Raw genomic sequence first — 13,591 nt, forward strand, 5'->3', positions numbered from 1 at the left:
GAGAGAGCGACTACCCTGGTCAGCATGGGCGACAGCAAGAACGACTTTGTGGTGGTGGCCAACCGCCTGCCGGTGGACATGCAGCGCGACGAGGACGGCTCCCCGCGCTGGGTACCGAGTCCCGGTGGGCTCGTCTCCGCCCTTTCCCCCGTCCTGGAAAGCCACCGGGGCTGCTGGGTGGGCTGGCCCGGGGTGATCGGAGAATCCCCCGAGCCGTTTCGCACCGAGGCGGGCGTGCTGCTCTTCCCGGTGACCCTCTCCGCGGCGGATTACCGGGACTTCTACGAGGGCTTTTCCAACGCCACCCTGTGGCCGCTCTACCACGATCTCATCGTCACCCCGGAGTTTCACCGCGAGTGGTGGGCCGCCTACCGCGAGGTCAATCTCACCTTCGCCCAGGCGGTGGCGCGCGTGGCCGCCGAAGGGGCCACCGTCTGGGTGCAGGACTACCAGCTGCAACTCGTGCCCGGGATCCTGCGCCAGATGCGCCCGGACCTGACCATCGGGTTCTTCCTGCACATTCCCTTCCCCAGCCCCGATCTCTTCCGCCAGCTTCCCTGGCGCGAGGAGGTCATGCGCGGGCTGCTCGGGGCGGACGTCATCGGTTTCCACCTGGAGGACAACGCCCGCAACTTCCTCACCCTGGCCGCCCAGGTCTCCGGCACCGCGGGCAGCCACACCGGGCTGCCCGATACCCTGTGCACCGACGGCGAGGTGTCCACCCGGGCGATCACCGCCCACATCGCGGCCCCCGACGGCCGCCGGGTGGGCGTGGGCGCCTTCCCCATTTCCATCGACATCACCTCCATCCCCCATCCCCCGGCCGATTCCGTGGCGGCGCTACGCCGGGACTTGGGCGACCCGGACCTCCTCCTGCTCGGCGTGGATCGCCTGGACTACACCAAGGGGATCCTGCAGCGCCTGCGCGCCTACGAGGAGCTGCTGGAGGGAGGGGCGCTACCCCCCAAGACCGTCTTTTTGCAGATCGCCACCCCCTCGCGCGAGCGGATCGAGCACTATCGCCGCACCCGCTCCCGCGTGGAGGAGGCCGTGGGCCGCATCAACGGCCAGTACGGCACCCCGGGACACCCGGTGGTGGAATACCTGCACCGCTCGGTGCCCAAGGCCACCCTCGCCACCTACTACGCCGCCGCGGACATCATGCTGGTCACCCCGTTCAAGGACGGCATGAACCTGGTGGCCAAGGAATACGCCGCCGCCCACCCGGACGGCAGCGGCGCGCTGGTGCTCAGCGAGTTCGCGGGCGCCGCCGAGGAGTTCCCCCAGGCCTACCTGTGCAACCCCTTCGACCTGGAGGCCATCAAGCGCGGCATTCACCAGGCCGCCACGGATCTGCGCACCGCGCCCGACGACGCCCGCGCCCGCATGACCGCCATGCACCGGCAGGTGCGCGAGCACGACGTCGATCTGTGGGCGCAATCCTTCCTCGGCTGCCTGGCCCGGGCCCACGACGCGGCCGCCACGGGGGCATGATGCGCGCATTCCGCCGAGTCGCCGCGCTCTGCTGCCTGGGGCTAGGTTTTCTTCCCGGCTGCGCCGCCGAGCCCGACGCGCTCGTGGGCCCCACCTGGCAGGTCACCGGCCTCTACCTGAAACCGGGCGACAGCGGCGAGCTGCCCTCGAGCGCAGCGGGCCTGGCGGCGTTCTCCTTCGGGGAGACCACCGTCACCGGCTCCACGGGCTGCGCCCGAGTGCGGGGCATCGTACACTTCAGCAAGGACGGTTCCCCCGCCGCCGCCCGGGAGGCCGATGCGCTGGCCTTCGAGCACCTCGACGTCGAGGACGCCCAGGCGGACTGCCGGGGCGGGGCGGCCCACGTGGACGCCGCGCTGCGCGAGCTGCTGAGCGGCCCCTACGCGGTCTCCCGGCCCTCCGCGGCGGAGCTGGTGCTCACGCAACGCTCCGAAGCCATCGATGCCCCGGTCATTCGGCTGACCGCGGATGTGGGCTAAGGCCCCTCACGTTGAGCACCGCCCGCTACGGCATCCGGTCCTCGACCGTCCGCACGGTATCCATTATCGCCTTTTTCATCGCTCGCGAGGCGCCGTAACGGGCCAAGGAATCAGCCACCGCGTCGGGCACACGGCTCCATACCTCGGCAACTATCGCTAATACTCGCTCCGCGTCTTGCCCGGACTTTTCCGCGTAGTGCCGCCAATCCCGCCCCTGCACCCTATGAGCATGATATTGCTTCCCCACGCTCAACGCCAGTTCTTGGCTATACGCAGGGTAAGCGGCAACGGATAAAAGATCATACGCCGGGGCTAACCGGTTTCCCAGAGGGGTGATGAGGATAGAGTGATTTTTCGCGTGCGCATCGGCGTTGCCAATAGCCACGTTAAACGCAAGCAGCCGATTAAATTGGTCCACCTCTCCCACGGGATTGGCAACATTATCCCGCAAAAATGGAATAATATTCCGCAGCGCCGGCCCTTTTTCCTTCTGATATTTCGCCTGGGCACGGTACTCCAAGGCTTGGGCAAAATCCTCTTGGTGGATTCTTAGTATGTCTCCTCCCTGATCGCGAACCCTGTCATAGCGGGTGGTAACAAAAACGCGCTGCCCACCAATATTTTCCACTGCCGAGGCGCTGGTTTTGATTCCCACCGCAGCGGCGGCATGCATCATCGCAGCCTCATTGATATCAATGTCTGTGAGATTCTCAGGCGCGGGCTTCAGGATATGAGTGGAGGGCATGTCACCGTACGGCATTCGCCAGCCATCGGCATCCCGATAGAGCCCCAGCTTCGGCTGTTGCCCGGCGAGAGAGATGCGCGGCGCATATGTTGTATTCGGCATTGCACCACGATGGGCGCGTAAGTCTGCGAGGAAGGCTCCCACCTCAGCATCACTCAATGCGATGCTATGACGGAACCCATGTGGCTTCTTGCCCGCTGGCACAAATCTCGCCGCCCCCGCCATGTCTTCTCCCACCACGGCCAAGACCGAGGTCGGATCGTTCATATCCATTCCCCGATAGCGCTTCTGTCAATCCTCCAGAGTTCCGGTGTTCTCCGGCAGCAATGCCTCCAGATAACGCGTAGTCTTTTTTACATTATGTGGACGATCTTGCAGCGGCATGGACAAGGACAGGGGAAAGGCATCCTTTGCGGCTAACCACTGGCGGGTATAAGTAAGTTCCGGCGCCATCGCTCCATCGTCGGCGCGATGTCTGATGGTTCCCGCATGTACACCGGCCAGGTAGAGGTCAAGATCAACGCTCATACATTATCCGTCCACAAATGCGCCTGGGAGAGATCCGGCGGCGGAAATTCCTCGCTATAGATACTTTTCAGCGGCCCTATTGCCCGCGCGATCGCAAAGAAATTATCCTCCGCCAACCCCGGGTGCCCGTTTTCCAGACGAGATAAGGTGCGCCGGCTGATGCCGGTTTTCTCGGCTAGGGCGGCCTGGGTGAGTCCCCGTTCCTTCCGTGCCTCGGCCACCTCCCGGCCCAGGCGCTCACGGACGTACGCCGGCAAAAAAGGCTTCACCAGGCCCTGCAATGCCCGCATGTCCACCGCCTTTCTTCCTGTTGCGGAGTAAGCGGGCTCAACCGCACCCGCCATGCCACGGGAGATAAATACTCAGACCCCACATCGTACACCACATTTGCGCAGTTCAAAGCCCACTACGCCCCGTTCGAACAGGTCCGCCACGCCCGTTGGGTACCGTGGTTTTTATGTCTTTGAGCAGCACCGTCTCCCCCGCCGCCCGCGCCCCGCGCCTGCTGGTGGTCAGCGATTTCGATGGCACCCTCGCCGGCATCAGCGAGGATCCCATGAACGTACCCGTGCAGTCCTCCTCCATCGCGGCACTCAGCGCCCTGGCCGGTATGCCGGACACCCGGGTGGTCATCCTCAGCGGCCGCGACCTCGCGCAGTTGGACGTCGTGTGCCCCACCCAGCCGCCGATCCTGCGGGTGGGCTCGCACGGGGCCGAGCCGGAGGGCCACGAAGCCACGCTGAGCCCCACCCAGCGCACGACCCTCGACGCGCTCGCTACCGAGCTGGAGGCCCTGTGCGAGGGAGTCGAGGGGGCCTTCGTGGAATACAAGCCCTACCAGCGGGTTTTCCACTACATCCGGGTGCGCGACGAGGCCCTCATGCGCCGCTTGCTCGACGAGCTGGCCGCCCTCGACCCGCGCGGCACGCACGTGACCTGGGGCAAGCGGGTGGTGGAGTTCTCCGTGTCCACCGCCACCAAGGGCACGTGGCTGCGCGAGGAGATCGACCGGTGGCGCCCGGACGTCACGGTCTTCCTGGGTGATGACACCACCGACGAACGCGGCTTCGAGGCCCTCGGCACAGGAGATCTCTCCGTGAAGGTGGGGTCGGGGGACACGGCGGCGAACACCCGGGTGGCCGACATCGCCGAGGTCGGCAGTATGCTCGACGCCCTGGCCCGCGCCCGGGCCGGGCGCATCGACACGGCCGCGCTTGCCCCCGCCCGGCGCCGTGACCTCGCGGCGGCGGAGGTGGCCTCGGTGCTCGCGCAGCTGAGCCCGGAGCAGGAGGATCGGGCGCGCGCGGCCCTGGCCCCGCTGCTCGGGGACTGCGCGCACCCCGCGTCCGCGTGGGCGCGGTGGCGGGGGGACGCCGCACCGGAGCTGGCCGGGGAGATCATGCGGCGCGGCCACGCCCTGGCCGCCGAGGTCGGGGCGCGCACCTACTTTCCCGCGCTATGAGGCCCGCGGAGCCCCAACGGTGCGCCCGGGGAAGAACTCCGTGGGCAGGATCGTGCGGTGCGCCGGGGGCTGTTCCTGCCCCAGCTCCAGCAGGGCGGTGCCCGCCGCCACCCCCTTCATGCGGTTGGGCTGCACGACCGTGGTCAGCCCTTCCCACAGGGCCGAGGCCACGCCATCGAACCCGGTCACGGAGAGGTCCTCGGGGACCCGCCACCCACGCTCCCGGGCGTAGGCCAGCGCCCCGCTGGCCATCGAATCCGTGGTGCACAGCACGGCGGTGAGATCCGGGTGGGTGCTCAGCAGCTGCTCTGCGGCGGAGCGGGCGCGGGGGGCGTCGTTAATGTGCCTGGTCACCACGGGCACGGCGGCGGGGTCGATCCCCGCCTCCGCGAAGACGTCGAGCGCCCCGAGCACGCGGTCGCGCTGGATGTGCAGACTCGCCCGGTGCAGATCGCGGTGATCGATGAAGCCATCCACCGGATCGCGGTGGAGGCGGATCGCCAGGATGCCGACGCGCCGGTGCCCCGCCGCCACCAGGGCGCGCGCGGCCGGGGCGATCGCGCGGCGGTCGTCGATTCCCACAAAGGGCACCCCCTCGATGGTGGTGGGCTGCCCACAGATCACGGTGGGCAGCCGACGATCGAGCACCGCCCGCAAGTCGGGATCGTTCTCCGCCACGGAATACACCAGGAAGCCGTCCACCGCGGCCCCCGCCACGAGGCTGGTGCGACGCCGCCCCTGCGCGCCCACCGGGATGAGGGTAAGCGAGGTCTCGTAGTCCGCGCAGGCCTCGGCCACCCCGGCGAGGAAGTCTACCGAGGGCTGATCGTCAAAGGCGTAGGTGAGGTCCTCGGTGAGCACCACGCCGATAGCCCCGGCGCGACCGCTGCGCAGGCTGCGGGCGGTGGGATCGGGGCCGGCGTAGCCGCGCGCCTGAGCCACAGCCAGGATTTTGGCCCGCAACCTGGGGGAAAGCTGCTCCGGGTGGTTATAGGCGTTCGACACCGTGGTGCGGGAGACCCCCAACTCGGCGGCGAGGGAGGCCAACGTGGCCTTGTGAGCATTCCGGCGAGGCATAGGGGCAGGATACCTCCGCTCGGCGGATCCACCCGTGTTCCCAACATGTTCCCATATTGACAACTATTTGCAATAAAGGTTAGGTGGACGGCATGATTCAATCGCGCACCGCCCTCCTGGGCGCCCTCAGCCTCGCCGCGCTCACCACCCTAAGCGCCTGTTCCGACGATTCTTCGGATACCGCCCGCACCGCGCGGGGGGAGGACCACCCCACCATCGTCGCCTCAACCTCCGTGTGGGGCAGCCTGGCCGACAGCGTCACCGAGGGCACCGATGCGGAGGTCACCTCGATCATCACCGGCAACGCCACCGATCCCCACCACTTCAACCCGAGCGCCGCGGACATGGCGCGGGCCCACAACGCCTCCTTCGTGGTGGCCGGGGGCGGTGGTTACGACGCCTGGCTCTACGAGGGCCTCGACGACGCCAAGGTCATCCACGCCTTGCCGCTGACCGCCCATTCTCACGACCATCACAACCACGGGGATCACGACCACGACGCCACCAACGAGCACGTCTGGTTCGACCTCGACGCCGTCTCCGAGGTGGCCCAAGAGATTGCGGATCGCGTGGACGGGGCGAACGCCGCCGACACCAAGGCGGATCTCGCGCAGCTCAAGCAGCGCCTGGCCGCGCTGCCGGAGGCACGGGTGGCGCAGACGGAGCCCATCGCGGATTACCTCATCGAGGATTCTCCACTCAAGGAATCCACCCCCCAGGGGTATCGGCACGCCACCCTTGCTGAGAGCGAACCCGCAGCCGCCGACCTCGCAGAATTCCTGGAACTTATCAATTCCGGCGGAATTGATGCCTTAGTTTATAACCCGCAAACCGCCACGGACATGACCAAGCGCATCCGCCAGGCCGCGGAGGAGAAGGGCCTGACCATCGTCGAGATCGCGGAAACCCCAGCTGAGGGGCAGGATACCATCGATTTCCTTACCCAAGCGATTAATAATCTCGAATTGATTTAGTATTAAGAAGTGCTAGGTTTTCTCGACGGACACGTACTCCTCACCATCTTCCTCGTCATCACGGCGGGCACCATCTTCGGGGCCATTCCTTTTGGGCCGCTGCGCTTCGGCGCCGCCGGGGCGCTCTTCATGGGCCTGGCCATCGGCCCCTTCGTCGATGTGCCCGCCGAGTCCCTAGCGCTCTTCCAGGAGCTGGGCCTGGGATTATTTGTGTACATGCTCGGCCTGGAAGCCGGGGAGACCTTCTTCCGCGACCTCAGGGAGCAACTGGGCATGATGGTGGCGGCCATCGCCGCGGTGACGCTGGCCGCCGCCACGGCCATCCTCGGCTCCGGGCTGCTCGAGATCACCCGCGAGGTGGCCCTGGGCGTCTTCTCCGGCGCGCTGACCTCCACCCCCTCGCTGTCGCTGGCCCAAGAGCAGACCGGCTCGGATAGCCCCGCCGTGGGCTATTCCCTGGGTTATCCCACCGGGGTGATCCTGGCGATCCTGCTGGTGGCGCTCACCATCGGGCGCAATTGGAAGGCCACGCGGGACCGGGAGAACCCCGATGAGAAGGTCCTGCGCCTGGTGCGTATCTCCGTGACCAAGGAACCCCGCTGGGAGCGCCTGGACGAGCAATGGGCCGAGCAGTTCCGCCTGTGCACCATCCGCCGGGGCGGGCGCACCCGGGTGGCCACCGATCCCACCATCATCGAGCGCGGCGATACGGTGGTCATGCTCACTACCAAGGCCGCCCTGCCGCACCTGATCGCCACCCTGGGTCGCCGCCTGGGGCCGGTGTCGCACCAGCAGGGCGGCAACCTCACCGTGCAGCACTACCGGGTGTCCAACAAGGACATCGCCGGCAATGCCATCGCCAACCTGCCCCTCTACGACAAGCATCGCGCCCAGGTGGTGCGCATCCGACGCGGCGACGACACCATCCTGCCCACCGACGAGACCACGCTGGAGGCGGGCGACATCGTGGAGATGGTCATGCCCACCTCGCGCGCGGAGGACGTGCGCACCTACCTGGGCGATTCCATCCAGGCCTTTTCCGAGCTGGATTGGATCGCCGCGGCCGGCGGGCTGGTCGTGGGCTTCCTCATGGCTCTGATCGAGGTGCCGCTGCCCGGCGGCTCCTCCTTTGCCCTGGGCGCGGCTGCCGGCCCCCTGCTGGCGGGCATCCTGCTGGGTTCGCTGGGACGCACCGGGCACACCGCCTGGCAATTGCCCCGCACCGCCAATTACACGCTGCGCCAGTTTGGACTCATGCTTTTCCTCGCGGCGGTGGGCACGGCCTCTGGGCCGGCCTTCGCGGAGACCGCTTTTAGCGCGGACGGGGTGCGCGCCATCGCCCTGGCGGCCGCCGTGTGCCTGGCGGGAGCGGGTAGCTTCTTACTCATGTGCTGGGCCATGGGGCAGTCGTCTACCCGCTCCAATGGCGGCATGTCCGGCCTCCTGGGGCAGCCCGCGGTGCTGCAATACGCGCTGCAAAACGCCTCGGATTCCCGGATCATGTCCGGCTACACCGCCGCCTTTGCCATTGCCCTCGTGTACAAGATCGTGATTATCCCGGTGATGCTCGTTGTCTGACCCCCTCGTCCTGTCCCACGCCGCGCTCTCCCCGCTGTGGGAGGGCCTCGATCTCCGGGTGCGCCCTGGGGAGTTCCTCACCGTTCTGGGCCCCAACGGGGCGGGCAAGTCTACCCTGCTGTCCGCCATCATGGGTGCGCGTCGGCTCAGCGCGGGAACCGTCCGCACCACCGGCGCGATCGGCTATATCCCGCAGCAGCGCATGTTCCCCCCGGACCTGCCCCTGCGCGCCCGCGACCTCGTCTCCCTCGCCCTGCGCCACGGGGTGCTGCGCGCGCGCTCGCCCCAGCGCGGGGAGGTCGATGAGGCCCTGGCCGCGGTGGGGGCCACCGGCATCGCCGAGCACCGCGTGGGGCTGCTCTCCGGGGGCCAGCAGCAGCTGCTGCGCCAGGCCCAGGCGCTGGCCCGCCGCCCGGCCCTGGTGCTGGCCGACGAACCCCTGCTCAGCCTCGACCCCGCCGCCCAGGCGGCCACCGTGGCGCGCCTGGATGCCTATCGCCGCTCCCGCGACGCCGCCGTGGTCTTTGTCACCCACAGCATCAACCCCGTCCTGGGGGTGACCGACCGGGTGCTGTACCTGGGCCCGCGCGGGCACCTGGTGGGCACCGTGGACGAGGTGATGCGCTCGGAAACCCTCAGCGCGCTCTACGGTTCCCGCGTGGACGTGGTGCGCGTGAACGATCGACTGGTGGTGCTCTAAATGCTCACTGCGGATACCCTCTACCTGCTCGGCGTGGGCTTCGTGCAGCAGGCCCTCGTGGCCGCCACCCTGCTCGGCCTGCTTTCCGGGGTGATCGCCCCGCTGATCGTGGTGCGGCAGATGTCCTTTTCCGTGCACGCCACCAGCGAACTGGCCCTCATGGGGGCCTCGGCGGCCCTGCTGGCGGGCCTCAACATCGGCCTGGGGGCGGTGGTGGGTTCCATCGTCGCGGCGATCATGCTGGCGGTCCTCGGGCTGCGCGGCCAGCAGGACAGCGCCATCGGCGTGGTCATGAGCTTTGGCCTGGGGCTGTCGGTGCTGTTCATCCACCTCTACCCCGGCAACTCCGCCACGGCGCTGACCCTGCTCACCGGGCAGATCGTGGGGGTCTCCTCCGCCTCCCTGTGGTGGCTGGCCGCCACCACCGCGCTGGTGGTGGGCGCTGTGGCCCTGTGGTGGCGCCCCCTGCTCTTCGCCAGCGTCGATCCGCCCATGGCCGCCGCGGCCGGGGTGCCGGTGCGGCTGATCGCCGTGGCCTTTGCTGTGTTGGTGGGGCTCACCGCCGCGCAATCGGTGCAGGTGGTGGGCGCGCTGCTGGTGATGGCGCTGCTGATCACCCCCGGCGCGGCCGCCGTCCAGGTCACCTCCTCCCCCCTGCGCGCGGTGATCCTCTCCGTGGTGTTTGCGGAGCTGGCGGCGGTGGGTGGCCTGGTGTTCTCCCTGGCCCCGGGGCTGCCGGTGTCCGTGTTCGTCACGGCCCTAAGCTTCCTGATCTACCTCTTGTGCCGGGGTATCGGCTGGTGGCGGGGGCGCACGGTGCGCCGCGACGAGGTGCGCGCCCGCCGCTAGGATCGTGGGACATGGAAACCCACACCCTCGACTACCAGGGACGCACCCGCCGCTACCACGTGGTGGCCCCGCCTCACCCCACCGGGCACCCCGACCTGCTGCTCTACCTGCACGGTTCCCGGCAATCGGGGCGCATCTCCGCCCGCTTCACCGGGCGCACCTTCGAGGCGGTGGCACGGCGCGCCGGCGCGATCCTGGTCTATCCCGACGGGGTGGACCACCACTTCAACGACGCCCGCCGCGAGCTCGACGAGCAGTGCCGCCGCGAGGCCATCGACGACGTGGGCTTCCTGCGCGCGCTGGTGGCGCGCTTCTCCCCCGCGCGGGTTTTTGCCTGCGGCTATTCCAACGGCGGCCACATGGCCATGCGATTGCTGCTGGAGGCCCCCGGCCTGCTCGACGCCGCCGCGATCTTTGCCGCCACTGCCCCGGCCCCGGATAACCTGCTGGTTTCCACCGACGCCTACCGCCCCACGCCGGTGCTTTTCATGCACGGCACCGCCGACCTCATCGCCCCGTATGCGGGCGGGCGCGTGGAGCTGGCGGGGGCGGCCCGAGGGGAGATGACGTCCGCACCGGAAGGAGCGGCCTGGTGGGCCGGACTCAACGGCCACACCGGCCAACCACGGGTATCCCGCCCCAGCCCCAACGTGACGGTAAACGTCTGGACGGACGCCGCCCACCCGCCGGTGCAGCTGTGGGTCCTGCGCGGGGTAGGCCACGTGGTGCCATCCGGCAAGGACGTTCCCGAGATCCTGGGGTCGAGCACCGACGAGATCATCGGGGCCGAGGTGGCGGCGGGGTTCTTTGGGCTGGGCTAAGGGGCTCCCACACGGGCCTGGTACCATTTTAAAAATCGACAAGTGGTGGTATTGTCAGCGCGGCCCCAGATCTTGAGAGATCCTCTCCAGACTGCGGTTCCGCTATCGACCCTGCGGCACGAGCAGATGGTGCCGGAAGCGCAATTGCAGGTATTGCAGGATGATGAACAATCATACGCCGGTTCAGCTTTTCTCAAAGCTGGCAATTTCCGTAGCGGTAGGACTATTATTTGCCCTTTTGGTTCATTCCTTGGGATAGCAGGGCACAAAAAATATTTCAGTTTCGGGTCTCGTCGCTGGGGTACTATATCACCGCCCTCCTCCAGAATGGCCAAAAGAACAAGACGGTAGAAAAGTAATAGTACAGGCAACACGTGGGCAATCCACGCGGCGCCCCTTCTCCGTCCGGGTCACCCCTCACACCGCTTAGTCGCCACCATTCGCCAGCAAAAGATTCAACGGATCGCTGAGAAATAAACCTCTACCCCGCCACCCGCCGCTGCCGTGCAAACTCGGAGAGCACCGCCCCGGCCGCCACGGAGGCGTTGAGGGACTCCACCCAGGACTCCATGGGGATGGACATCAGCACGTCGCAGTTCTCCCGCACCAGGCGGGAGAGCCCCTTACCCTCGGAGCCGATCACGATCACCACGGGCTCGGTGCCGCCGTCGTAGGTGTCCAGGGTGTGCTGGCCTCCGGCCTCCAGGCCCACGATCTGGTACCCGGAGCGCTTGAACTGCTCGATGGTGCGGTTGAGGTTGGTGGCGCGGGCCACCGGCAGGCGCGCGGCGGTGCCCGCGGACGTGCGCCAGGTCACCCCCGTGACGGAGGCCGAGCGTCGTTCCGGGATGATCACGCCGTGGCCGCCAAAGGCGGCGGTGGAACGGATCACGGCCCCCAGGTTGCGGGGGTCGGTGATGTTGTCCAGGATCACCACCATGCCGGGCCGCCCGCTGTCCGCGATGGCGCCGATGAGGTCGTGCACGTCGGCGTACTTATAGGGAGGGATCTGGAGGCCGATGCCCTGGTGCAGGGTGTTACCGGTGAGCTTATCGAGTTCCGGGCGCGGCACCTCCGTCACGGCAATGCCCCGGGCGGTCGCGATGGCCACGGCCTCGGAGAGGCGGTCGTCGTGCCCGGTGCCCACCGCCACCAGCATCTGGGTGGCGGGCACCTTGGCGCGCAGGCACTCCACCACGGGGTTCCGCCCCACCACCAGCTCCGCGGCGTCCTTGTTTTTGACGTGCCGTCCGGAGTTGCGCCGCTCGCGCTCGATCTTGCGCTGATGCGCGGCGTGATACACCCGATCCTCGGCCTTGGGCGTGGGACCCTTGCCGCGCAGGCCGCGTCGGCGCTGGCCGCCGGAGCCCTTGGTGGCTCCCTTTTTGTTGCTCTTGCGCAGGGCCCCGCGCCGCTTATCGTTTCCGGGCATGTCCGTGTTCCTCCGTGTGCTTTTCGTCGTCTCGTCTCCGCAGCCTTAGCGGCTCAGCGGACCGCGAGCGCCCATTGCGCGCCCTCGGGGGTGTCGGTGACCTCGATGCCCGCGGCGGCCAGCCGGTCGCGCACCTCGTCGGCCACCGCCCAGTTCTTCTGCGCGCGGGCCTGGGCGCGGCGCTCCAATTCCGCCCGCACCAGGATCTCCAGCGCCCCGTGGGCGGCCCGGTCGCCGCCCGCCGGGGCCGACCAGTCGTGGGGATCCACGCCCAGCACGCTGGTCATGGCGCGCACCTGGGCCCCGAGCTCGCGGGCGCGCTGCTCGTCCCCGGACGCCAGGGCGGAGTTCCCAGCGCGCACGGCGGTGTGGATCTCCGCTAGCGCGCGGGGCACGGCGAGATCCTCGTTCATGGCGGCGTCGAAGGCCTCGGGGCGGGTACCCAGGGGCACCTCGCCCAGGCGGCGCAGGAAGTCCTCGATGCGCCGGTATCCCGCGGCGGCCTCCTGGAGGGCATCCTCGGAGTATTCCAGCACGCTGCGGTAGTGCGCGCTGCCCAGGTAATAGCGCAGCTCCACGGGGCGCACCTGGGTGAGGATGTGCGGCACGGAGAGCACGTTGCCCAGGGACTTGGACATTTTCTCTCCGGACATGGTCACCCAGTGGTTGTGCAGCCAGTAGCGGGCGAAACCGTCCCCGGCGGCGTGGGACTGCGCGGCCTCGTTCTCGTGGTGGGGGAACTGGAGGTCCAGCCCGCCGCAGTGGATGTCGAACTCCCCGCCCAGGTAGTAGGTGGCCATCGCGGAGCACTCCAGGTGCCAGCCGGGCCGCCCCGGCCCCCAGGGGGTGGGCCAGGAGGGCTCGCCCGGCTTGGCGGCCTTCCACAGGGCGAAGTCACGGGCGCCGCGCTTGCCGCGCCCCTCGGTCTCGCCCTGCTCCATCTCCTCAACGCGGTTGCCGGAAAGCGCCCCGTAGTCCGATCCCTCGGCGGCGGCCCAGGCAGCGACGTCGAAGTACACCGATCCCTCGGCGGCGTAGGCGAAGCCGGCGTCGATGAGCCGGCGCATGTACTCCACCATCTGGGTGACGTGCCCGGTGGCGCGCGGCTCCACGGAGGGCGGCAGCACCCCCAGGGTGTCATACGCCCGGGTGAACTCGCGCTCGTGGGTGCTCACCCACTCCCACCAGGGGCGTCCGTGCTCGGCGGCCTTGGCGAGGATCTTGTCGTCGATATCGGTGACGTTGCGAACAAACGCGACGTCGTAGCCCTGGGCCAGCAGCCAGCGGCGCAGGATATCAAACGCCACGCCGGAGCGCACGTGCCCGATATGCGGCTGCGCCTGGGGGGTGGCCCCGCACAGGTACACGCTGGCCTTTCCCTCGCGCAGGGGCCTGAACTCCCGCAGGCTGCGGGTACCGGTGTCATAGAGGCGGAAAGTCACGCCTCTTAGT

The 13,591-nt window shown here is 68.3% G+C and carries 14 protein-coding genes; 8 read left to right on the forward strand and 6 right to left on the reverse strand.

The genetic code is table 11. The annotated features are described in order from the left end of the window. Positions 1-24: 24 nt before the first annotated feature. Both H7347_RS03635 and H7347_RS03640 read left to right on the forward strand, forming a co-directional pair. On the forward strand, positions 25-1,494 hold the full coding sequence (locus H7347_RS03635) for a trehalose-6-phosphate synthase (protein ID WP_152821460.1): 1,470 nt from the start codon (positions 25-27) through the stop codon (positions 1,492-1,494). Continuing rightward, positions 1,491-1,973 (forward strand): hypothetical protein, encoded by a 483-nt coding sequence (locus tag H7347_RS03640; protein ID WP_152821462.1) that lies wholly within the window; start codon positions 1,491-1,493, stop codon positions 1,971-1,973. The genes H7347_RS03635 and H7347_RS03640 overlap by 4 nt, the downstream gene beginning before the upstream one ends. A 25-nt stretch (positions 1,974-1,998) precedes the next feature. Here the strand turns inward: H7347_RS03640 and H7347_RS03645 are convergent, their stop codons facing one another. The 3 genes from H7347_RS03645 to H7347_RS03650 are packed head-to-tail and all read right to left on the reverse strand — an operon-like array spanning position 1,999 to position 3,536. After that, a complete protein-coding gene (locus tag H7347_RS03645) occupies positions 1,999-2,985 on the reverse strand; it encodes a HipA domain-containing protein (protein ID WP_227658993.1) in 987 nt (328 codons plus the stop codon). A gap of 24 nt (positions 2,986-3,009) precedes the next feature. Continuing rightward, entirely contained in the window at positions 3,010-3,246 is a 237-nt protein-coding gene (locus H7347_RS10680) for a HipA N-terminal domain-containing protein (protein ID WP_227658994.1), read from the reverse strand. After that, entirely contained in the window at positions 3,243-3,536 is a 294-nt protein-coding gene (locus tag H7347_RS03650) for a helix-turn-helix domain-containing protein (protein ID WP_152821463.1), read from the reverse strand. Before H7347_RS03650 ends, H7347_RS10680 begins: the two co-directional genes overlap by 4 nt. Positions 3,537-3,703: 167 nt before the next feature. Between H7347_RS03650 and otsB the strand changes: the two genes are divergently transcribed. Beyond that, the gene (gene otsB, locus H7347_RS03655) at positions 3,704-4,708 is read left to right on the forward strand and encodes a trehalose-phosphatase (RefSeq protein ID WP_227658995.1); all 1,005 of its coding nucleotides are present in this window, start codon (positions 3,704-3,706) and stop codon (positions 4,706-4,708) included. Here the strand turns inward: otsB and H7347_RS03660 are convergent. Continuing rightward, positions 4,703-5,785, reverse strand: a complete 1,083-nt coding sequence (locus H7347_RS03660; protein ID WP_152821465.1) for a LacI family DNA-binding transcriptional regulator — start codon at positions 5,783-5,785, stop codon at positions 4,703-4,705. The genes otsB and H7347_RS03660 overlap by 6 nt on opposite strands. A gap of 92 nt (positions 5,786-5,877) precedes the next feature. On the opposite strand from H7347_RS03660, the gene H7347_RS03665 reads away from it, so the two are divergent. The 5 genes from H7347_RS03665 to H7347_RS03685 are packed head-to-tail and all read left to right on the forward strand — an operon-like array spanning position 5,878 to position 10,707. Continuing rightward, positions 5,878-6,759 carry a metal ABC transporter solute-binding protein, Zn/Mn family gene (locus H7347_RS03665; RefSeq protein ID WP_152821467.1) on the forward strand — a complete coding sequence of 294 codons (882 nt, stop codon included), beginning with the start codon at positions 5,878-5,880 and terminating at the stop codon, positions 6,757-6,759. Between the two features lie 9 nt (positions 6,760-6,768). After that, the gene (locus tag H7347_RS03670) at positions 6,769-8,337 is read left to right on the forward strand and encodes a TrkA C-terminal domain-containing protein (RefSeq protein ID WP_186337206.1); all 1,569 of its coding nucleotides are present in this window, start codon (positions 6,769-6,771) and stop codon (positions 8,335-8,337) included. Continuing rightward, a complete protein-coding gene (locus tag H7347_RS03675) occupies positions 8,330-9,037 on the forward strand; it encodes a metal ABC transporter ATP-binding protein (protein ID WP_152821468.1) in 708 nt (235 codons plus the stop codon). Before H7347_RS03670 ends, H7347_RS03675 begins: the two co-directional genes overlap by 8 nt. Next, the gene (locus tag H7347_RS03680) at positions 9,038-9,886 is read left to right on the forward strand and encodes a metal ABC transporter permease (RefSeq protein WP_152821470.1); all 849 of its coding nucleotides are present in this window, start codon (positions 9,038-9,040) and stop codon (positions 9,884-9,886) included. It begins immediately after the preceding gene. 11 nt (positions 9,887-9,897) lie between these two features. Then, positions 9,898-10,707, forward strand: coding sequence for a PHB depolymerase family esterase (locus H7347_RS03685; RefSeq protein ID WP_152821471.1), 810 nt, complete (start codon positions 9,898-9,900; stop codon positions 10,705-10,707). 481 nt (positions 10,708-11,188) lie between these two features. On the opposite strand, the gene rlmB is transcribed toward H7347_RS03685, so the two are convergent. Continuing rightward, positions 11,189-12,139, reverse strand: coding sequence for a 23S rRNA (guanosine(2251)-2'-O)-methyltransferase RlmB (rlmB, locus tag H7347_RS03690; RefSeq protein ID WP_152821473.1), 951 nt, complete (start codon positions 12,137-12,139; stop codon positions 11,189-11,191). A 53-nt stretch (positions 12,140-12,192) separates the two neighbouring features. Beyond that, positions 12,193-13,581, reverse strand: coding sequence for a cysteine--tRNA ligase (cysS, locus tag H7347_RS03695; protein ID WP_186337207.1), 1,389 nt, complete (start codon positions 13,579-13,581; stop codon positions 12,193-12,195). Positions 13,582-13,591 lie beyond the last annotated feature (10 nt).

Origin of the sequence: Corynebacterium sp. zg-331 (genome assembly GCF_014267345.1) — a bacterium.
Taxonomy (GTDB): Bacteria; Actinomycetota; Actinomycetes; order Mycobacteriales; family Mycobacteriaceae; genus Corynebacterium.